Source organism: Acidovorax sp. LjRoot74 (assembly GCF_964254355.1).
GTDB lineage: Bacteria > Pseudomonadota > Gammaproteobacteria > Burkholderiales > Burkholderiaceae_C > Acidovorax.
This window is the reverse complement of sequence record NZ_CAXUTI020000001.1, coordinates 4,999,517-5,018,385: the sequence shown is the minus strand read 5'-3', so window position 1 is coordinate 5,018,385 and position 18,869 is coordinate 4,999,517. Positions and strand designations below refer to the sequence as shown.

The window sequence follows — 18,869 nt, the reverse complement described above, 5'->3', positions numbered from 1 at the left end:
TGACAGTGGGGTGCTGCGCTCTGCGCTTCGCTCACTGGGCAAAGCCCAGCACCATCCGGCGGGTGGTGGTTGATGCCAAGGCTTTTGGTGCGGCCTCTCTTGCACTGCGTGCAAATGATTCCGCACCAAAGAAAAGCGCTTTTCGCTTCGTTCACTGGGCGAAGCCCAGCACCACCCGCCGGGTGGTGGCGCTTTTCTTTTCAATCTTCGTCACCACGATGGCGCCAATCTCCGACGTATTGGCCACATGTGTGCCACCACAGGGCTGCAGGTCGATCAGCGGGGCGTCGCCGTCGCCCCCGATGCGGATGGTGCGGATGCGCCCCGTGCCCCGGGGCGGCTGCACGCTCATGCTTTTGACCAGGGCGGGGTTGGCGTCCAGTTCTTCGTCGCTGATCGAGGCCACGGTGAGCGGGTGCGCGGCGGCCACCAGGGTGGCGATGGCGGCGGTCAGCTGCTCCTTGTCCAGCGGGTCGGTCATCGCAAAGTCCAGGCGCGCGTAGTCGGGCGTGATGGAGCAGCCGTTGACCAGCTGCGGCACTACGTGGCACAGCAGGTGGCTGGTGGTGTGCAGGCGCATCATGCGGTGGCGGCGTTCCCAGTCTATGCGGGCGGTGACGGCCGTACCGGGCGTGAGCTGCGCCACACGCTCTTCCTGCCCGGGTGCGGGGATGTGGACGATGTCGCTGGTGGGGTTGCCGTCGGCGTCCTTGCCCTTGCGGGTGTCGGCAATGGCGATCTGCGTGCCGTCTGCCAGCACCAGCACGCCGCTGTCACCGGCCTGGCCGCCGCCCAGGGGGTAGAACACGGTCTGGTCCAGCACGATGCCGGCATCGGCATCGGCGGTGGCGGTGATGTGGGCGCTGCATTCGCGCAGGTAGGCGTCTTGGCGGAAGAGGTCTTGGGTCATGGTGGCATGTTAGCGGCGCTGCTGGCAGTTTCCCAGGCGCCAACAGCGCCGCTACCATGCACGCATGACTTCTGCCGCATTGACTCCCTTGCCCTCCCGCTTCTGGGCCGACTTGTCCACCCGTGATTTCGCGGCGCTAAAGGCCAGCGGGCAGGCTGAAGAGGTGGTGGCCGTGCTGCCCGTGGCGGCCATTGAGCAGCATGGGCCGCACCTGCCCCTGTCGGTGGATGCGACGCTGCTGCAGGGCGTGATTGATGCCGCGTTGCCGCAACTGCCCGCCGACTTGTCTGTGCTGTTCTTGCCGCCACAGAACGTGGGCCTGAGCCCGGAGCACATCCGCTTCCCCGGCACGCTCACGCTGTCGCCCGCCACGGTGATCGCGCTGTGGACCGAGCTTGGCGAATGTGTGGCCCGTGCGGGCATCAAGAAGCTGCTGCTGTTCAACGGCCACGGCGGCCAGGTGAGCGTGATGGACATCGTGGCGCGCGAGCTGCGCACGCGATGCGATCTCATCGTCTACAGCGCCAGCTGGTTCAGCCTGCCGCTGCCCGACGCGGTGGCGGGCCAGTTCAGCGCCCAGGAGCACCGCTTTGGCATCCATGCGGGCGAGATCGAGACATCGATGATGCTGCACCTGGCACCCGCCACGGTGCACATGGAACATGCGCAAAACTTCCGCTCCAGCTCGCAGAACCGCGCCGAGCGCTACGCCATCCTGGGCAACGGAAAAACCGCCAAGCTGGGCTGGCAGATGCAGGACTACCACCCGGCCGGGGCGGTGGGCCATGCCGCTGCGGCCACGGCCGACAAGGGGCGGGCGGTGGTGGATGCTGCCGCGCAGCAACTGGTGGCGCTGCTGCAGGAACTGCAGGCACTGCCGTTGTCCACCCTGGTGGACGGTGTGGGGCCGCTGTAACAGCCAGGTGGCACGGGCCGTGGGTTGCTCGGGTTGCCGCTGTGCGGCAGGTGATTGATTCGCTATTAAAAATATAGCTATCAATCGTTATCCATAGCGCGGAGACGGCCTGAAAACCTCAGAATCTCAGGCATGTGTCACCCACCCCGCATGCTCCAGCTCGTTCAGGTGCGGCAGGGTGTTGAACGTCTGCAGCATCAACCGCTTGGGCGCAATCGTGAACTCCGTCACCGCGCTGTTGCGGATGCGCATGTTCAGCGCAATCGTTACTTCGGGCGCGGTGCCCAGCACCTCGCCCACGGCGGTGGAGATGGGGCCGCCGCTGCTCACCAGCAGCACGTTCTGGCCCGCGTGGTGGTGGCGCACATGGTCGAGCGCGCTGCGCACACCGGCCGAAAACTCGTTCCAGCTGGGCATTCCCTGGGGGCTGATGACACCGGCCATCCACTGCGCCAGCGCGTCGCACAGGATGCGGAAGTGCGCGCGGTAGCGCTCGGGCGTGTCGGCGGGGCCCAGCGGCTGGGGGTGGATGGCGGCAATCAGCGCGTGGCTGTCGTATTCGTTGAGGCCGGGTAACTGCAGCGCCTCGGGGGCGGCGCCCAGGCCCTCCACGATGCCGTCCAGCGTCTGCACATGGCGCTGCAGCGTGCCGGTGATGACGGCGTCAAAGCGCTGGCCGCGTTCGCGCCAGAACTGGCCCAGCCGCACCGCCTGCTGGTGGCCGACGGGGCTGAGCTGGTCGTAGTTTTCTGCGCCAAACGAGGCCTGGCCATGGCGCACGAGGTAGAGGGTTCCCATGCGCCGGATTGTGATCAACCCGGCGCAGCGCGCTTGTCGCTAGTGCGACCGGTGCTATCAATTTGAGAGTTTTGGATGCTGCGCTGCAGCAGTCGGATGTTGTCCGGCTCAGAGCAGCGTGGCCAGCCACGCCGACAGCCCGCGCAGCACCAGCAGCCCCACCATCAACCACGCCAGCAGCACACACAGGGCGCCGAATCCGAAGACAAGAGCGCGCCCCTGCCAGCCACCGTTTTTCCACCAGTGGCCCAGCAGCCCGGCGCTCCAGGGGCTGTTGTGCATTTGCATCTGGGGCAGGCGGTGGATGAAGTCGCGGCGCAGCAGCGCTTCGTCAAACAGGGCCTGGCCGTTGAGGCGCAGTGGCACCACCCCCAGGCCGATCAGGAGCTGCTGGCGCGTGCAGGTGACCTGGTGCGCCGGGGCCTGGTAGCGCTTGTTGCCCACGCGGGCCTGCACCTGCTGGCCATCGGTGCCGATGCGGATGCTTTCCAGCGCCTTCAGCCTGCGCCACAGGGCCAGGGGCGCGATCGCCGGCACCAGAGCCAGCACTGCCAGGCCATAGGGCAGCCACATAGGGCAGGCTTTGCCGGGGGCGCAGTCGTGCTGGTAGAACATGGGCCATATCCAGTACAGCAGGGCGCCCATGACCCCCAGTGCCAGGGCGCTGGTGGCCAGCAACAGGCGGCGGCGCGTGCGGGTGCTGCCGGGCAGCGCCTTGACCATGGTCACCCGGCCGGGTGGGATGGGGAGGGGGCCGTCGGCCAACGTCGCGGGGGCCGCATCTTGGGCGGTGGTGGTGGCCGTGGTCATGGGCGCAGGGGCTGTTTCGTCCTGCGGGGCGTCGTCGGGGTCGGTCCGCCATGCGGTGCCTTGGAGCTGCCGCAGCTCGCCCGCCTTCCAGGCCAGCCACAGGGCCACCAGCATGAGCACAGCCACGCTGCCCAGCAGCAGCGTGGGCATGCGCCGCGACCAGGTGGCCTGGTTGCGCGCCGTCGCCAGCTCTGCCTGGAAGTCGGCGTCACCAAACGGCGCGAGCACCCGCCCGTGGAGGTCCAGCCTGCGCACCAGGAAGTTGCTCATGTCGGTGATCAGCATGTGCTGCTGGAACAGCGCAATCGCGTTCGGGTCCTGCTTCGCGGCCAGGGGAATCACCCGCTCGGGCTGGAGCTGCGGGCTCATCATGAGCAGGTCGGCGTTTTGCATGTCCACGCTGGCCACCAGCACCCACAGCTGCCCGCGCGGGTCTTGTGCCATGGCAAACGGGAACGCGCGCCCGGGCCGCAGGTCGGGGTGGGCGATGGCGTGCTGCTGCCCCACGGACTTGCCGTCCGGGCCGGTGCGCAGCTGCACGATCTGGTGGCGGTTGGTGTTGGCCACCCACAGTGCGTCGCCCACCTGCAGGGTCTGGTTGGGAAAGCGCATGCCCTGCGCCTCGGTGCGCGCCAGGGCGTAGCGTGCGGTGATGGGGTCGCGCCGGTACACCAGCACACGGTGCCCGGAGGCGTCGGAGACCACGATTTCCGACTCGTCGTCGCTCACCCGCACCCAGCGGTAGCCCCGGCGGGTGTCCAGCCCGGCCAGTTCCACGGGCAGGCACTGGCGCTGTGGCAGGTCGCAGCGCACCACACGGCTTTCGTCATGCACCCAGGCCACATGCGCCTGCGTGAACTGCAGGCTGGTCGGGCTGTCGGAAATCTTCAGCTCGCCCAGCGGGATCTGCTGCAGCCGCCGGCCTGCAGCGTCGAACTGGTGGAAGGCGCCATGGCTTTCGAGCCAGAGCGTTTCTCCCTGCACGGCGGGCAGGCGGGGCCCGAAGGGGCCGGGGGCGGACAGCCCCCGGTAGATGAACGCGAGAATCAGCAGGCACTGCAACGCGATGACCGCGCGCAGGCCCCAGCGATAGCCGGACGGTGCTTGGCTTGCCATGGACACTCCCTCTCTTGTTATGTCACGGCCACCGTGGTGGTGGCCGCGCGAGGGGCATTGTCCAGCAGACTGTCAGTGCTTGGCGAGGGTGTTGGCAAACATGGGCGCATCCACGTTGCCGCCCGTCAACGCCAGGCCCACCTTCTGGCCCTTCAGGGCATCGCGCTCCTGCAGGGCGGCCGCCAGGGCAGCAGCGCCTGCGCCTTCGGCCACGTTGTGGGTGTCGGTGAACAGGGCGCGCATGGCGTCGGCCACCTCGGCGTCGCTCACCTGCACGATGTGGTCGATGTGTGGCGCCATCACGGCCAGCGCCTCGGCGTCGGCCACGCGGCAGGCCATGCCGTCGGCGAGCTGGGTGGTGACGGGTGCCTCCACCACGCGGCCAGCGGCCAGGGAATCGGCGTAGGTGGTGGCGTGGCTGCTGACCACGCCGACCACGCGCACGGGGTGCTGCAGCGCCAGCTTGGCGGCGATGGCCGAGCACGCGCCCGAGCCCTGGCCGATGGGCACATACACCACGTCGAGCTGGGGCACGGCGCGCAAAAATTCCCACCAGTAGGTGCTCACGCCGCGCAGCAGGTCGGGGTGGAAGCTGGGCACCATGTGGGCGCCGCGCTGGGCCGCGAGCTGGATTGCGTGTTCACGCGCTTCCTGGAAGTCGTCGCCGTGTTCGATGAGCGTGACGCCCAGGGCGCGCATGGCGGCGTTCTTCTCCAGCGAGTTGCCACGCGGCACGACGATGGTGCAGGCCACGCCGTGGCGGCGCGCGGCCCAGCCCATGCTTTGGCCGTGGTTGCCGCGTGTGGCGCTGATGACCTCCTTGGGCAGCGCGCCGCGCTGGGCCAGCTGGTCGAAGTAGGTCAGACCGCCCCGGATCTTGAACGCGCCCACGGGCGTGTGGTTCTCGTGCTTGAGCCAGCAGTCGGTGCCCAGGCGCTGGCTGAGCAGCGCCCAGCGGTACTGGGGCGTGGCGGCGAAGTCGCGGTACACCACCTGGGCAGCGGCTTCGATGTCGGCCAGGGTGGGCAAGAGGGATGTGATGTCGAGGCGGGCGTTCATGCGGCGGCTTTCTTTTCAGTCAACAGTTTGAGGGCGAGCAGACCGAGGACGGTGCCCATGAAGTAGCGCTGCGCACGCATCCAGGCAGCGTTGCGGTTGAGGAACAGCGCCACGCGTGCGGCGCCCAGCACCAGCAGCGCGTTCACGGCAGCGCTGGTGCTGATCTGCACCGCGCCCAGCGTCAGGCTTTGCTGCAGCAGCTGGCCGCGTTCGGGGTGCAGGAACTGGGGGAAGAACGACAGGTAGAACATGGCCACCTTGGGGTTCAAGAGGTTGGTCATGAAGCCCATGAGGAACAGCGTGCGCGGGCTGTCGTGTGGCAGGTTGCGTGCTTCAAAAGGCGCGGCGCCACCGGGCTTGACGGCCTGCCAGGCCATCCACAGCAGGTAGGCGGCCCCGGCGTAGCGGATGGCGTCAAACGCCAGCGGCACGGCGGCCAGCAGCGCGGTAAGGCCCAGCGCTGCGGCCAGCAGATGCACAACAAAACCCAGCACCACGCCGGTCAGTGAAATGAGCCCGGCGCGGGGCCCCTGGGTGAGGCTGCGCGAGACGCAGTACACCATGTTGGGGCCGGGCGTGAGCACCAGCACGAGGGCGGCGAGCGCAAAGAGCAGCAGCTCCTGCAAGGAAAACAGCATGGCGTTTTACTCCTGGGGGATGAACGAAGTGAGGGCGACGGCGCCCCGGGGGGTGCTCAACTGTGCCGAGAGGCGGGGTCTGGCACCCGGCGCGACGAGGACGGAGGCCGCCACGCCCACGGCATCGCACGCCGCCTGCAGCGTGGCCGCCTGCGGGTGTTGCAGCGCGAGTTGCTGCAGCTGTACGCCGCTTGCGGGCAGGCTGTCGCAGGGGTGCACGGCGCCCCACTGGATGAGCGTGGGCAGGCAGCCGTCCATCAGGCGCAGGCCGTCGCTGCGCACCGTGATCTGCCACTGCAGCAGGCCGTTGGGCGTGGGGCGGCTGGCGGTGATCACGGCGCCGCGCTCCACGTCCAGCGCCGCCAGCGCGGCGCAGCGCTCGGCCACATCGGGCACGCTGGCCACCCAGTGGATGAGCTGCGGGCCGTGTTGCGCCACCTGTTGCCGCAGGGCAGCGTCATCCATGTCAAACCAGCGCTTTCCGCCCGCTGGTATTGCGGTAGAAGCTCCTGAATTGATAGCAATGATCTCCAGGTAGGTACGCGGATGCGCCGGGCTTGCGACGTTGAAGATGCGGTTGTGTGTGCCCATCAGCGGGTGCTCGCCGCCCGCCGTGGGAGTGATGCCCAGCGTGCGCTCGCACCAGGCCACGCCGCTGGCCAGGTCGGCCGCCAGCACGACCAGGTGGTCCACGCAAGGGGGCTGGCTGGGCGCCGTCACAGCAGCACCTCGCCAGCCATGCAGGTGACCGAGCTACCGCCCACCCAGATCGTGTCGCCGTCCTGCTGCACGTACACCCGCCCTGCGCGGCCCAGGCAGGTGCCCTGGGCGGCCACATACTGAGCTGGGGCCAGCCCGGCGCCGATGAGCCACTGGGCCAGCGCGGCGTTCAGGCTGCCTGTCACGGGGTCTTCGGCCAGGCCGTTGTTGCCGGGGAAGAAGGCGCGCACTTCAAAGGCGATGCCTTCGGCGTCGGTGCTGCCAATCACCCCCACCTTGCCGCGCGGGCCCACTACGCCCACGTCCAGCTGGCCAAGGATGCTGGCGTCCGGCTTCAGCGCCAGCACCTGCTCGCTGCTGCGCAGCATCACGCCGCGCCAGTTGGGGCCGTTGTCGCACCAGGCGTGGTGCAGGATGTCGCTGCGCGCCACGCCCAGGCCGCGTGCGATCAGCGCCACGTCGTCTTCGGCCAGCGGGCCGCTCTTGATGAGTGCCGGTGCGGCAAACGCGAGGCGCTCGCCATCCTGCCGCAGCGTGACCAGGCCCACGCCACATTCCTGCACCACCTGGCCCGCGACCTGGGGCTGCCCACCGGCCTTCAGCCAGGCGTGGCAGCTGCCCAGCGTGGGGTGGCCCGCAAAAGGCAGCTCGCGCCCGGGGCAGAAGATGCGCACGCGGTAGTCGGCCCCGGCGGCGCGACCTTCCGGGGTGGGGGGCAGCAGGAAGGTGGCTTCGGACAGGTTGGTCCAGTCGGTGAAGTCCTGCATGGCTTCGGTGGTGAGGCCCGTGCCGTCCAGCACCACGGCCAGGGGGTTGCCACGGTAGGGCGTGGCGGTGAACACATCGACTTGCTGGAAGGGGCGTTGGTGCATGGTGGGCAGGTCCTTGGAAACAAAAAGCAGTGAAGTGGGGTGGGCCGGGCACGCCGGGGGCTCACCGGGGGCATCCCGGTGGGGAATGGGTTGTGGTGGCTCGGCCCGCGTTGCGCGCGGGGCCCGGGTCGAATCAGCCGCTGGGGTGTGGGGCAGGGCGGCGCAGGCTCATAGCAGCACCGTGCCTTCAATGCAGGTGACGGCGCGGCCGCCCACCCACAGCTGGTGGTCATCGTCCTGGCGGATGTGCACGCGGCCCGCACGGCCCAGGCATTCGCCCTGGGCCACCAGGTAGCTGCGGGGGGCCAGGCCGTCGGCAATCAGCCACTCGGCGAGGCTGGCGTTGAGGGTGCCGGTGACGGGGTCTTCGGGGTTGCCCATGGGCGCTGCAAAGGCGCGCACCACGGCGCCCGGCTGGCTGGTGTTGCTGGCCGTGGGGCTGACGTGGATCACGCCCACATCCTGGCCCAGGTCCTTGAGTCGGGCGTGGTCGGGGTGCAGGCCCAGCACGGTGTCGGCGCTGTCGAGCAGCAGGCCCAGCCACACCGGGCCGTTGTCGAGCAGCTGCGCGCCCAGAATCTGCTGCGGGCGCAGGCCCAGGGTACTGGCGATCAGGGGCACCAACGCGGGGCTGGGCGCGCTGCGCTTGAGCGGTGGTGCCGCAAAGGCCAGGGTGCCATCGGCGTGCGCAATGCGCACCAGGCCCAGCGCACATTCCTGGATCACCATGCCGCCTTGGCGCGGGGTGTTGCCCGCCTGCAACCAGGCATGGCAGGTGCCCAGCGTGGGGTGGCCCGCAAAGGGCAGCTCGCCATTGGGGCTGAAGATGCGCAGGCGGTAGTCGGCCCCGGCCGTGCGTCCGGCGTCGGTGGGCGGCATCAGAAAGGTGGTTTCCGACAGGTTGGTCCAGGCAGCAAAGCGGCGCATGTCGCTGTCGCTCAGGCCGTCGGCGTCCAGCACCACGGCCACGGGGTTGCCGTAGCCGGGGCGGTCGCTGAAGACATCGATCTGCTTGAAAGGGCGCTGGTGCATGGCTGCTTAGGAAAGTGGCTGGTCCAGTACGCCCCGGGCGCCGGGGCGGGTGCTGACCGTGTTGTACCACCGCTCCAGGTGCGGCCGCGCGGGGCGCGCCTGGGGCAGGCCCCACCAGCGGTGGATTTCGCAGCCCACCGGGATGTCGGCCATGGTGAAGCGCTCGCCCGCCATGAAGGGCTGGCGCGCCAGGTGGGCATCCAGCATCGCCATCAGCGGCTCGGTCAGGGCGACCGATGCGGCAATGAGCGCCTCATTGCGCTGCGCGGCGGGCGTGCGAATCCACTGCAGGAAGGCATCGCGCCCGGCGGGGTTCAGCGTGGTCTGCTGCCAGTCCATCCACTGTTCGGCGGCAAAACGCGTGGGCAGGTCTTCGGGGTACAGGTTGCCCGGCGCATGCCGGGCGCACAGGTAGCGCACGATGGGGTTGGACTCCCACAGCGTCACGCCCGTGTCTTCGTCTTCGATCAACGGCACCAGGCCGTTGGGGTTGAGGCCCAGGAACCGTGCTTCGCGCACGATGCCAAACTGGCCGCCCGCGTCGGTGCGCTGCAGCGTAATGCCCAGCTCCTGCGCGGCCCAGACGACCTTGCGCACGTTGATGGACGACAGGCGGCCCCAGAGCCTCAGCATGGTGAATCAGCCCTTGTTCTCGCGGATGGCTGCCGCCAGCGCTGCGATGCCGGTGGCGATCTGCTCCACGGTGGAGGTGACGAACGACAGGCGCAGCGTGCGCGGATCGGCGTTGTCGGCATAGAAGGCTGCACCGGGCACAAAGGCCACGTTGCGTTCCACGGCCTTGGGCAGCAGCTCGATGGCGCTCATGCCTTCGGGCAGGCGCACCCACAGGAACATGCCGCCGTCGGGGCGGTTCCAGTGCACGTCCAGGCCCGCCATTTCTTGGGTCAACGCGGCCAGCATGGCCTCGCACTGCTGCTTGTACAGCGCGCGGATGGTGGGCACGTGGCGGTCCAGGAAGCCGTCCTTCATCACCTCGGCCACTAGGCGCTGGTTGTAGCCGGGGGTGTGCAGGTCGGCCGCCTGCTTGGCCTGCAGCAGCTTGGGGTACACGGCCTTGGGGGCCACGACGAAACCCAGACGCAGGCCGGGGGCCAGCACCTTGGAGAACGAGCCCATGTAGATGCAGCCTTCGGGGTTGCGGGCCGTGAGGGGGGCGGGCGGCGGGTTGTCGAACCACAGGTCGCCGTAGGGGTTGTCTTCCACCAGCGGCAGGTTCAGCTCGGCGGCAGCCTTCACCAGCGCGGCACGGCGGGCTTCGCTCATGGTGCGGCCCGTGGGGTTCTGGAAGTTGGGCAGCACGTACAGGAAACGCGCTTTGTCAGCGCCTGTGCCGATCTTGGCTTTCAGGTCGTCGATGAGCACGCCTTCGTCATCGCTGGCCACGGCCACCACGGCGGGTTCCATGGGCGTGAAGGCCTGCAGCGCGCCCAGGTAGGTGGGGGTTTCGACCAGCACGCGGCTGTTTTCGTCGATCAGCACCTTGGCGATCAGGTCCAGCGCCTGTTGCGATCCGGTGGTGATCAGGACCTGGTCGGCATCCACGTCCCAGGGCAGGAAGTCGGCAATCGCCTGGCGCAGCGGGGCATACCCTTCGCTGGCGGCGTATTGCAGGGCGCCAGGGCCGTCGTTGGCCAGCACGGCGGCGGAGGCGGCGGCAAAGGCCGACACGGGGAAGGTCTTGGGCGAGGGCAGGCCCCCCGCCAGGCTGATGATGCCGGGCTTCTCGGTGACCTTGAGGATTTCGCGGATGACCGAGGGGTTCATGCGCTCGGCGCGGCGGGCCAGGGTCCAGGTGCTGGTCTGTGGAAGGTCGTTCAGTTTCACTCTCGTTCTCCTAGGGGTGGTGCCCAAGTGGCCACCCGCGTTGCAAAATCAATCACGCCAAAAAATCAAAGCTCAGTCCACCACAAACAGGGTGGCCCCCTGGGGTGCCGTGGACCGGTGCGGTTCTGCATTGTCCGCCACCTGGTAGCTCATGCCCGCTGTCAGGGTGAACTGGCGGCCGTCCTGCAGTTCGGTGTGCAACTCGCCGCTCAGGCACAGCAGTACGTGGCCTTTGACGCACCAGTGGTCGGACACATAGCCGGGCGTGTACTCGACCATGCGCACGCGCACATCGCCAAATGTCTGGGTGCGCCAGAAGGCCTGGCCCGCCTGTGCGCTTTTTTCTTCGCGCGGCACGGTCGCCCAGTCGGTGGTGGCAAAGGGGATGTTGCTCATCTTCATGTGGCGGGTCTTTCTGCGGTGTGGACAGGCATGCGTTTGCCCACAAAAACCGTGGCAATCACGGCAACGGCAAACACCAGGGTGATGGCATCCAGGTGTTCACCCAGCAGCGGCACGGCAAACAGCAGGCTCAGGAAGGGTTGCACCAGCTGGATCTGGCTGACCCGCACAGCACCCAGCGCCAGGGCGCGGTACCACGCAAAGAAGCCGATCCACATCGAGAACAAGGCCACGTACAGAAAGCCCGCCCAACTCATCGCACCAATGCTGGAGGGCACGGTGGGGGCAAACCACCAGGCGACTGGCAGCGTGAGTGGCAGGCAACACACCAGCACCCAGCAGATCACCTGCTCGGCCCCCAGGCGGGGCGTGAGGCGGGCGCCGCCGATGTAGCCTAGCGCGCCCGTGGTCATGGCAATCAGCAGGTAGATGTTGGCCGCGCCCAGGTACAGCCCTCCCGCACGCCACACCATGAAGCCCAGCACCAGGCCGCTACCCAGCACCGCGCAGGCCCAGAAGCCTGCCGAGGGCCGCTGCCGGTACCACAGCGCGCCGAGCAAAGCCGTGGACAGCGGCAGCAGGGCCGTGACCACGGCGCCGTGGGTGCTGGGCACGTGGCGCAGCGCCAGCGCCAGAAACAGCGGGAAACCCACGATCACGCCAAACGCGGTAATGCCCAGCAGCGGCCACTCGGCCCGCACAGGCCGGTTCAGGCGCCCCTGCGTGTGTTGCCACAGCAGGTAACCGATGGACAGCAGCCCTGCCACGGCGGCGCGGCCAAAAGTGACAAACCAGGGGGACAGCTGCGGCGCGTCGGTGGAGCCCACCGCCAGCCGCGTCATGGGCAGGGTGGCTGCAAACAGCGTGACGCCGACCAAGCCCCAGAGCAACGCTTCTTTTTCCTGTGAGCGGTTCATAGCGTGAGCATCCAGTAGGCAGTGAGCACCAGCACCAGGGCCAGCGCACGGTTGAACCACAGCAGGCGTGCGCCCTGGGCCAGCCACTGGCGCAGCAGCGAACCCACCAGGGCATAGACAAAGTTGCTCGTGAACGCAAACACCATCATCACGCCGCAGATGATGGCCAGGCGCTCGCCGGGGTTGGTGGCGGGCTGACCGGCCGCGTTGACCACCCAGCCCGCGCTGAGCGTGAGCGCCAGCATCCAGGCCTTGATGTTCACGAACTGCAGGCCCACGCCCTGCCAGAAGGTCACGTTCAGGCGGTGGCTGTCCACTTCGGTCAGTTGCCCGGCGCGGCTGAGCTTGAAAGCCAGCCAGAGCATGTAGGCCACGCCCAGCAAGGTCACGGCCCAGCGCAGGGCGGGCACGCCGGTGATGAGGGCGCCCAGGCCCAGGCCGCTGCCCAGCATGAGCAGCGTCCAGCCCGCTGGCACGGCCAGGCAAAAGCGCAGTGCGCGCTTGAGGCCCAGGTTCGCCGCCAGCGCGGTGGACAAGGTGGTGTTGGGCCCCGGCGAAAAGCTCATGGCGGTGCAAAACAGCAGCAGGGCAGTGAGTTCGGCGGCGCTCATGGGGAATGGCAGGGGGGTCTTGTCGGTTGTGTGGGTTCAATGTAATCTTGCAAACCAATACATCACCAGTACAGTCATTCAGCGCAGTGCTGAATCTGTACTGGTTGCGAAGACAGTACACCGCCCGGGGCCTTGCCATGTTGATGAAATCTTCCACCCAGTCTCTCACCGAGCAGTTGTCGGCCCGGATCTCCGAGCGCATCCGCAACCGCCTGCTGGCGCCGGGCGCGCGCCTGCCGTCGGTGCGTCAGTGTGCGCAGCAAAACGGGGTGAGCCCCTCCACCGTGGTGGCTGCGTATGACCAGCTGTTGGCGCAGGGCCTGGTGGAGGCGCGCAAGAACCGGGGCTTTTTTGTGCGCGAGAGCGGCCGTGCCGCCCACGCGGCCGACGAAGAGGACGTGCCGCCCGTGGACCCGGGGCTGGAGAGCGCTGCCGCGAACTGGAGCACGGCCCACTGGTTTGCCGCGCGGGCCGCAGGGCGCCGAGGGGTGTCGCCCGTCAATGCCACGGCGCTGATACGCGGCATGTTCCACAAGGTCAGTGACAAACCCCAGCCCGGCATGGGCGTGTTTCCGCCGGACTGGCTGGAGTCCACCTTCATGCCCGCCGCCGTGCGCAAGGTGACCAGTTCGCGCAGCCTGCAGGATTTTTCGCTGCAGTACGGCGAACCCCTGGGCGACGCGGGCCTGCGCCGCCTGCTGGCCAAGAAGCTGGCCACGCTCAATGTGCACACCGCGCCCGAGCACATCATCACCACCGTGGGCGCCACGCATGCGCTCGACATCGTGAGCCGCACGCTGCTGCGCCCCGGTGACCCGGTGATGGTGGAGGAGCCCGGCTGGGCCGTGGAGTTTGCGCGCCTGGCTGCCCTGGGCATGCACATCCTGCCTGTGCCGCGCCGCGCAGATGGCCCGGATCTGGACGTGATGGCCCGGTACTGCGAGGTGCACAAGCCCAAGTTGTATGTGAGCGTGAGCGTGTTTCACAACCCGACGGGCTATTGCCTCACGCCGGGCAGCGCGCACCGCATCCTGCAGCTGGCCAACCAGCACAACTTCCATGTGGTGGAGGACGACACCTACAGCCACATCGCGCCCGAGCACGCCACACGCCTCACCGCGCTCGATGGCCTCTCGCGCACCATCTACGTGAGCGGCTTTGCCAAGATCCTCGCGCCCAACTGGCGCATCGGTTACCTGGCTGCACCGCCCACGCTGGTGGAGCAATTGCTCGACACCAAGCTGCTGGCCACGCTCACCACCCCCGCGCTGCTGGAAAAGGCCCTGGCCCTGTGCATCGAGCAGGGCCAGCTGCGCCGCCATGCCGAGCGCATCCGCACCCGGCTCGATGCGGCGCGTGCGCGCAGCGTCAAGCTGGCGCTCAGCGCGGGCTGCACATTTGCGGCCGAACCCGTGGGCCTGTTTGGCTGGGTGGAAACGGGGGTGGACACCGATGCGCTGTCACAGCGGATGCTGGACGAAGGCTACCTGCTCGCGCCTGGTGCGTTGTTCCATGCTGAGCGCAAACCCAGCACGCTGATGCGCATCAACTTTGCAACCACGCAGGATGCGACGTTCTGGCGCATCTTCGAGCGCGTGCGGGCTGAGCAGGGGCGGTGAGCAGGCGCGGTGAGCGGGGCGCTCAGCGCCCGGCGGCAGGACGTTCGACTTCCAGGTCGGCCAACACGCGCAGCAGCGCGCGGTTGACCTCTTCCAGGTCCATCTCATAGGTCTCGCAGAGCTGGCGGATCGCGCTGGCGTCGTCGGTCTCCAGCGCGCAGGCCATCTGCAGGCCGCTGGTGTAGGGGCCGGTGCGCAGCACGGTGGCGTCGTATATGCGCTCGGACAGCGGCAGGCGGCGCAAGATGGTGCCCAGGGGCTCACCGAGCAGCTCGTCCAGCTGCGAGAACAGGCCACACAGGTAGATCTCGCGGCGCAGGTCGTTTTCGATGCCAGCGTCCAGCAGGTGGGCGGTGAGCTGGGCGCGGATCAGCATGGCGGCGCGCACGGGCAGCATGTTGGGGTCGGTGCTGGCGTGGGGCAACTGGTCGGACAGCCAGCGCTTGATGGAGCTGTAGCCCATCATCACCAGGCCCCTGCGCAGTGAGTCGATGCCGGTGCGCAGGCCCAGGGCTGCTGAGTTGGTATAGACCATGAAGCGGTACGCGAGCAGCGGGTCTTCGCCCATGATGTCTTCAAAGGTCTCCAGCGACTGCTCCGCATCGATGGCCTTCATGAGCTTGAAGATCACCGCGTGCGACGGCTGCTGCGGGTGGTGGCGCATGCTGTAGAGCACGTCTTCCGACGGCCAGCCCGCCAGGGCCATGGCATTGCCCTGGTCCAGGCAATGCTCCATGAGTGCGCGGCTGGCCACGTTTTCATACATCTGTCCGGCCAGCACCGGGCTGGCGGCGGCCCGGGCGGGGGCTGCTGGGGCCCCGGGGCGCGCGGGGGCCGTCTGCAGGGCCGCCACGGCGTCCTCGGGGCGCAGGGTCAGCAGGCTGTTGTCAAAGCAGCGCGCAATCTCGGGCTCGGGGAGCTTGTTGGCGTCGCCGCGCCACACCAGGCGCAGGCCCCGCTGGTGCGCGGCCTTGACGCGGGAATAGATGGCCGAGTCCGAGAGCCAGTCGCCCCGCACCTCGATCCAGGGTGCGCCGCGCGGCGCGTTTTCGAGCAGGTCGCACAGCAGCTGGCGCGTCTGGGCGGAGATCAGCAGGGGCGGGGAGCTGGCAGACCACAGCTCCTGCAGCGTGCGCAGCAGGTGGCCGGCATCGACCACCGCTGTGGCCTCGTTGTGTGCATACAGCTGGATGCCCGCGAGCTTGCGGGCCCGGTTCCACAGAGGGCGGTAGCCCAGAATCAGGCTGCCAAGGACAGATTGGACCATGTGCTCTCAGGCGGTTGTCTCGTCGTTGGGGCCTGTCCCCTGCCCGGATTGTGCGGCGTGGGAAGACCCGCTTTAACTGATGAAATTGAACAGCGACAACTTCTGAACCTGGGCATAGGACTTGAGCGCTGCCTCGTAGCCCACCTGCTGGTTCTGGAAGTCCGAAATGCCCTTGATCATATCGAGATCCTCGGCGCGCGAGCGGTCACCTTCGAGCTGGATGGAGCGCTTTTCCTGGTCGCCCGTGATGCGGTCGGCGCGGTTGAGCAGCTCACCGGCATAGCTGCGCATGTTGTGCACGCGCTCCAGCCCGATGTCGATGTTGGCCAGCGCCTGCCCCACGGCCTGGATGGCTGCGTTGTTGTTGGAGGAGTTGCGGATGCCGTTGATCGCGCTGTCCAGCGTGCTGAACATGCTGGCGCTGGGCTGCAGGGTGATGGTGTCGCCGTTGGCTGGGTTGCCTTTGATGTCAAAGCTCAGGCCAGGAATGCCAGGTACCGTGATCGTCACAGGCTTGTCGCTGGGGTAGTCAGGCACCACCACTGGAGCGGACACTGCGCCCGTGGTGGTGTTGGTGATCGTGTAGGTGGCCGTGCTGGTGCCAGTGGTGGCACCCGGGCCCACGGCGCTGAAGGTGATGGTGTAGCTGTCGCCAGTGATCAGGCTCTTGTCCCCTGGCGTGATGGCCGTGGTGGTGAGCTGGCGGCCCACCGGAATGGCGCTTACACCGGCGGTGTAGACGCCGTCGCGGTTGGGGTCGAACATGAAGGCCGAATCGCCGTCCAGCGCCCCGGGGAGGGTCACTCCCGTACTGGCCGTCTGACCGGGCAGGCCCTCGAAAGTGTAGTCCGGCGAGCCGTTCTGCGGGCCCAGGAAGGGTGCCAGAGCGCTGCCCAGCGCGCTCAGAAGCGGGATGCCATTGGTATCCTTGCGATTGGCAACCGCTAGCAGTTGCTCGCGCAGGCCCTGGAGCTGGTTGGCTACCGTGACGCGGTCGTTGGGTGTCATCGCAGCATCACCTGCGCTCACCACCAGTTGGCGGAACTGCTGGATCAGGTCCACAGCATCACCCAGCGAGGACTCTCCCTGAGAAATGGCATTGCGCTGGGTCTCCAGCGCGCGCTGCTCGGTCTGGATGCGTGCCAGGCGGTTGAGCGCACGCTCGGCCTGGGCGGCCGACACGGGGTCGTCACTGGCCCGCACCACGCGCTTGCCCGAGGTGAGGTTTTCCTGCAGGTTGGACAGGTTGGTCTGACGCGTGCCCAGGTTGCGCAGGGCGTTGTCGTACATGTTGGCAGTGCCAAGGCGGTAGATGCTGTTGCTCATGTCGAACTCCTAGCTCCTGGATGGCGATCAGCGGCCCATGCCCTGCAGCAGCGAGTCAAAGATATTCTGCGCAATCTGGATCATCTTGGACGATGCCTGGTAGGCCTGCTGGTACTGGATCAGCCGGGCGGCCTCTTCGTCGAGGTTCACGCCCGACACCGCTGTGCGGTCGCGCTCCAGGTTGGTGGCGATGGTGGTGGACATTTCGGCCGCAAACAACGAACTCTGCGTGCGCGTGCCCACCTGGGCGATGGCGCTGGCGTAGCCGTCAGAGAGCGTGGACTCGTCGAACATCTTCACATCGCGCAGACCCATCAGGGCGCTGGCATTGCCCGCGTTGCGGGTGAATGCATCGCCGTACTGGGGGTCCAGCGCATTGCCGATGACCACCGTGTCGCCGGTCTTGGGGCTGCCCTGCAGCTTGATCTCCCACCCGTTGATGGAGATGGGCGCACCCGATGTGTAGGGCTGTGCAGCGGCCAGCACGGTCGGTGGGGCGGTGCCCCGGTCGAGCACGTCGTAGGTCGTGGGTGGGCCGGCGGTGAACTGCAGCTGCACGCCGCCCAGGATGGGTGGGAGGGCGGCGGGGTTGGCATTGGCGGGCAGCACCAGCCCCGGCGGATTGGGCAGGCCCGTGGCCTTGAGTCCCCCCAATTGCATGGTGCCCCCGTTGGCGGTGCCCATGGCGGCATTGATGGGGTTGGCAACGGCCAGATCGCGTGGCGAGTACACCAGCGCCTGGATGTTGTTGGCCGCCGTGCTGAACGGCTTGAACAACATGCGCTCGCCGGGGTTGCCGGGCGTGGTCAGGTTGAAGTTGAGCCCGTCGATCTGCAACGTGGCCAGATTGGCGGCACTGGTGAAAGCGGTGGCCTTGCCATCGGACAGGCGCACGACCTGTCCCGCCGTGCCGGTGGTGAAGCGGATTTCGTAGTCCGAGGCTGCGAACTGCGTGGGCCCCGTGAACGAGACGGTGCCAACGCCCGCGCCGTTGGTGTAGCCCGGCATGCTGGTGGGCAATGCAAACAGGTCCTTGCCAGGCACGCCATCAAGCGTGAGGCCCAGATTCTGCTGGTCGTTCATGGTCATGCCGATGGCCATGGCCATGCGGCCGAGCAGGTTGCGCCCTTCCGTCAGGTCGTTGTTGTTGAAGCGCAGCAGGCCCGAGACCGAGCCGCCACCCAGTACGTTTTCGTCCATCTCCACCGGGGGCGCCCCGGTGCGGTTGAAGAACAGCTTGATCTGCCCGCTGGCGGGGAACTGGGTGGCATCGTCGATGGACAGGCTGGAGGCCGTGGTGCCCAGCACCAGCGGCTGGCTACCCGCCACAAACAGGCCTACCGTGCCATCGTCGGCCGGGATCTGCGTGGTCTGCACATACTGGTTGATGTCGCGGATGATCTGGTCGCGCTGGTCCAGCAGGTCGTTGGGGCTCTGGCCGTTGCCGTTGGCGCGTGCAATTTGCTCGTTGATTCCGGCCATCTGCTTGGCCAGTGCGTTGATGGCCGTGACGCTGCTCTGCAATTGCTCGGTGACGGTGTACTGAAGTTCGTTCAGGCGGTCAGAAGCAGTGCGCATGCGCGCGGCGGTTTCGTCAATGCGCGTGAGCACGACTGTGCGCGCCGTGATGTCTGTCGGGGCGCTCACGACGTCCGTGAACGCATTCATCATGTCGTTGATGGCGGCGCCCAGCCCGGCCGTGCCGCCGCTGAACACCTCCTGCAGCTGGCGCAGGCGCTCGGCCCGCACGATGTCTGCGGCCTGTGTGGAGCCCGCCGCCGCCGACTGGCGCGTGAGCAGCTCGCTCTGGTTGCGCAGGATGGTTTGCACATCCACACCCTGGCCGATGTAGCCGCCGCCGGTGAACTGGCCCTGCACGGTTTGCAGCACCACGGTCTGGCGCGAATAGCCGGGCGTGTTGACATTGGCGATGTTGTGGCCCGCCGTCTGCAGGGCCACCTGGTTGGCGAGCAGGGCGCGGGCGCCGACGTTGAGAAGACTCATGGCTTAC

General features: G+C 67.8%; 18 protein-coding genes. 2 read left to right on the top strand and 16 right to left on the bottom strand.

Annotated elements, in window-relative coordinates:
* Positions 1-151: 151 nt before the first annotated feature.
* Positions 152-910 (bottom strand): alanyl-tRNA editing protein, encoded by a 759-nt coding sequence (locus ACSQ3O_RS23825; protein WP_436140685.1) that lies wholly within the window; start codon positions 908-910, stop codon positions 152-154.
* A gap of 64 nt (positions 911-974) precedes the next feature.
* On the opposite strand from ACSQ3O_RS23825, the gene ACSQ3O_RS23820 reads away from it, so the two are divergent.
* Entirely contained in the window at positions 975-1,826 is an 852-nt protein-coding gene (locus ACSQ3O_RS23820) for a creatininase family protein (protein WP_137747623.1), read from the top strand.
* A gap of 126 nt (positions 1,827-1,952) precedes the next feature.
* Here the strand turns inward: ACSQ3O_RS23820 and ACSQ3O_RS23815 are convergent, their stop codons facing one another.
* The 12 genes from ACSQ3O_RS23815 to ACSQ3O_RS23760 form a co-directional block, all read right to left on the bottom strand.
* Positions 1,953-2,624, bottom strand: coding sequence for a histidine phosphatase family protein (locus tag ACSQ3O_RS23815; protein ID WP_436140684.1), 672 nt, complete (start codon positions 2,622-2,624; stop codon positions 1,953-1,955).
* Between the two features lie 108 nt (positions 2,625-2,732).
* Positions 2,733-4,550, bottom strand: coding sequence for a hypothetical protein (locus ACSQ3O_RS23810; RefSeq protein WP_436140683.1), 1,818 nt, complete (start codon positions 4,548-4,550; stop codon positions 2,733-2,735).
* Between the two features lie 72 nt (positions 4,551-4,622).
* Positions 4,623-5,609, bottom strand: a complete 987-nt coding sequence (locus ACSQ3O_RS23805) for a threonine dehydratase (protein WP_298453202.1) — start codon at positions 5,607-5,609, stop codon at positions 4,623-4,625.
* Positions 5,606-6,247 (bottom strand): LysE family translocator, encoded by a 642-nt coding sequence (locus tag ACSQ3O_RS23800; protein WP_298453199.1) that lies wholly within the window; start codon positions 6,245-6,247, stop codon positions 5,606-5,608. Before ACSQ3O_RS23800 ends, ACSQ3O_RS23805 begins: the two co-directional genes overlap by 4 nt.
* A 6-nt stretch (positions 6,248-6,253) precedes the next feature.
* Positions 6,254-6,940 carry a VOC family protein gene (locus tag ACSQ3O_RS23795; protein WP_436140682.1) on the bottom strand — a complete coding sequence of 229 codons (687 nt, stop codon included), beginning with the start codon at positions 6,938-6,940 and terminating at the stop codon, positions 6,254-6,256.
* Between the two features lie 23 nt (positions 6,941-6,963).
* Complete coding sequence (locus ACSQ3O_RS23790; protein WP_436140681.1) at positions 6,964-7,839, bottom strand: PhzF family phenazine biosynthesis protein; 876 nt, start codon at positions 7,837-7,839, stop codon at positions 6,964-6,966.
* Between the two features lie 168 nt (positions 7,840-8,007).
* Positions 8,008-8,871, bottom strand: a complete 864-nt coding sequence (locus ACSQ3O_RS23785) for a PhzF family phenazine biosynthesis protein (RefSeq protein WP_436140680.1) — start codon at positions 8,869-8,871, stop codon at positions 8,008-8,010.
* A gap of 6 nt (positions 8,872-8,877) precedes the next feature.
* On the bottom strand, positions 8,878-9,504 hold the full coding sequence (locus ACSQ3O_RS23780) for a glutathione S-transferase (RefSeq protein WP_436140679.1): 627 nt from the start codon (positions 9,502-9,504) through the stop codon (positions 8,878-8,880).
* Between the two features lie 6 nt (positions 9,505-9,510).
* A complete protein-coding gene (locus ACSQ3O_RS23775; RefSeq protein WP_298453189.1) occupies positions 9,511-10,716 on the bottom strand; it encodes a PLP-dependent aminotransferase family protein in 1,206 nt (401 codons plus the stop codon).
* 72 nt (positions 10,717-10,788) lie between these two features.
* Positions 10,789-11,118 (bottom strand): DHCW motif cupin fold protein, encoded by a 330-nt coding sequence (locus ACSQ3O_RS23770; protein ID WP_137747632.1) that lies wholly within the window; start codon positions 11,116-11,118, stop codon positions 10,789-10,791.
* The gene (locus ACSQ3O_RS23765; RefSeq protein WP_436140678.1) at positions 11,115-12,035 is read right to left on the bottom strand and encodes a DMT family transporter; all 921 of its coding nucleotides are present in this window, start codon (positions 12,033-12,035) and stop codon (positions 11,115-11,117) included. Before ACSQ3O_RS23765 ends, ACSQ3O_RS23770 begins: the two co-directional genes overlap by 4 nt.
* Entirely contained in the window at positions 12,032-12,646 is a 615-nt protein-coding gene (locus ACSQ3O_RS23760; protein WP_137747634.1) for a LysE family translocator, read from the bottom strand. Before ACSQ3O_RS23760 ends, ACSQ3O_RS23765 begins: the two co-directional genes overlap by 4 nt.
* A 137-nt stretch (positions 12,647-12,783) precedes the next feature.
* On the opposite strand from ACSQ3O_RS23760, the gene ACSQ3O_RS23755 reads away from it, so the two are divergent.
* Positions 12,784-14,265 carry a PLP-dependent aminotransferase family protein gene (locus tag ACSQ3O_RS23755; protein WP_436140677.1) on the top strand — a complete coding sequence of 494 codons (1,482 nt, stop codon included), beginning with the start codon at positions 12,784-12,786 and terminating at the stop codon, positions 14,263-14,265.
* A 22-nt stretch (positions 14,266-14,287) separates the two neighbouring features.
* Here ACSQ3O_RS23755 and ACSQ3O_RS23750 read toward each other — a convergent pair whose 3' ends face one another.
* The 3 genes from ACSQ3O_RS23750 to flgK form a co-directional block, all read right to left on the bottom strand.
* Positions 14,288-15,532, bottom strand: coding sequence for an HDOD domain-containing protein (locus ACSQ3O_RS23750; protein ID WP_137747636.1), 1,245 nt, complete (start codon positions 15,530-15,532; stop codon positions 14,288-14,290).
* Positions 15,533-15,604: 72 nt separating this feature from the next.
* Positions 15,605-16,858 (bottom strand): flagellar hook-associated protein FlgL, encoded by a 1,254-nt coding sequence (gene flgL, locus ACSQ3O_RS23745; protein ID WP_137747637.1) that lies wholly within the window; start codon positions 16,856-16,858, stop codon positions 15,605-15,607.
* A 27-nt stretch (positions 16,859-16,885) separates the two neighbouring features.
* Positions 16,886-18,862 (bottom strand): flagellar hook-associated protein FlgK, encoded by a 1,977-nt coding sequence (gene flgK, locus ACSQ3O_RS23740; protein ID WP_436140676.1) that lies wholly within the window; start codon positions 18,860-18,862, stop codon positions 16,886-16,888.
* Between the last annotated feature and the right edge of the window lie 7 nt (positions 18,863-18,869).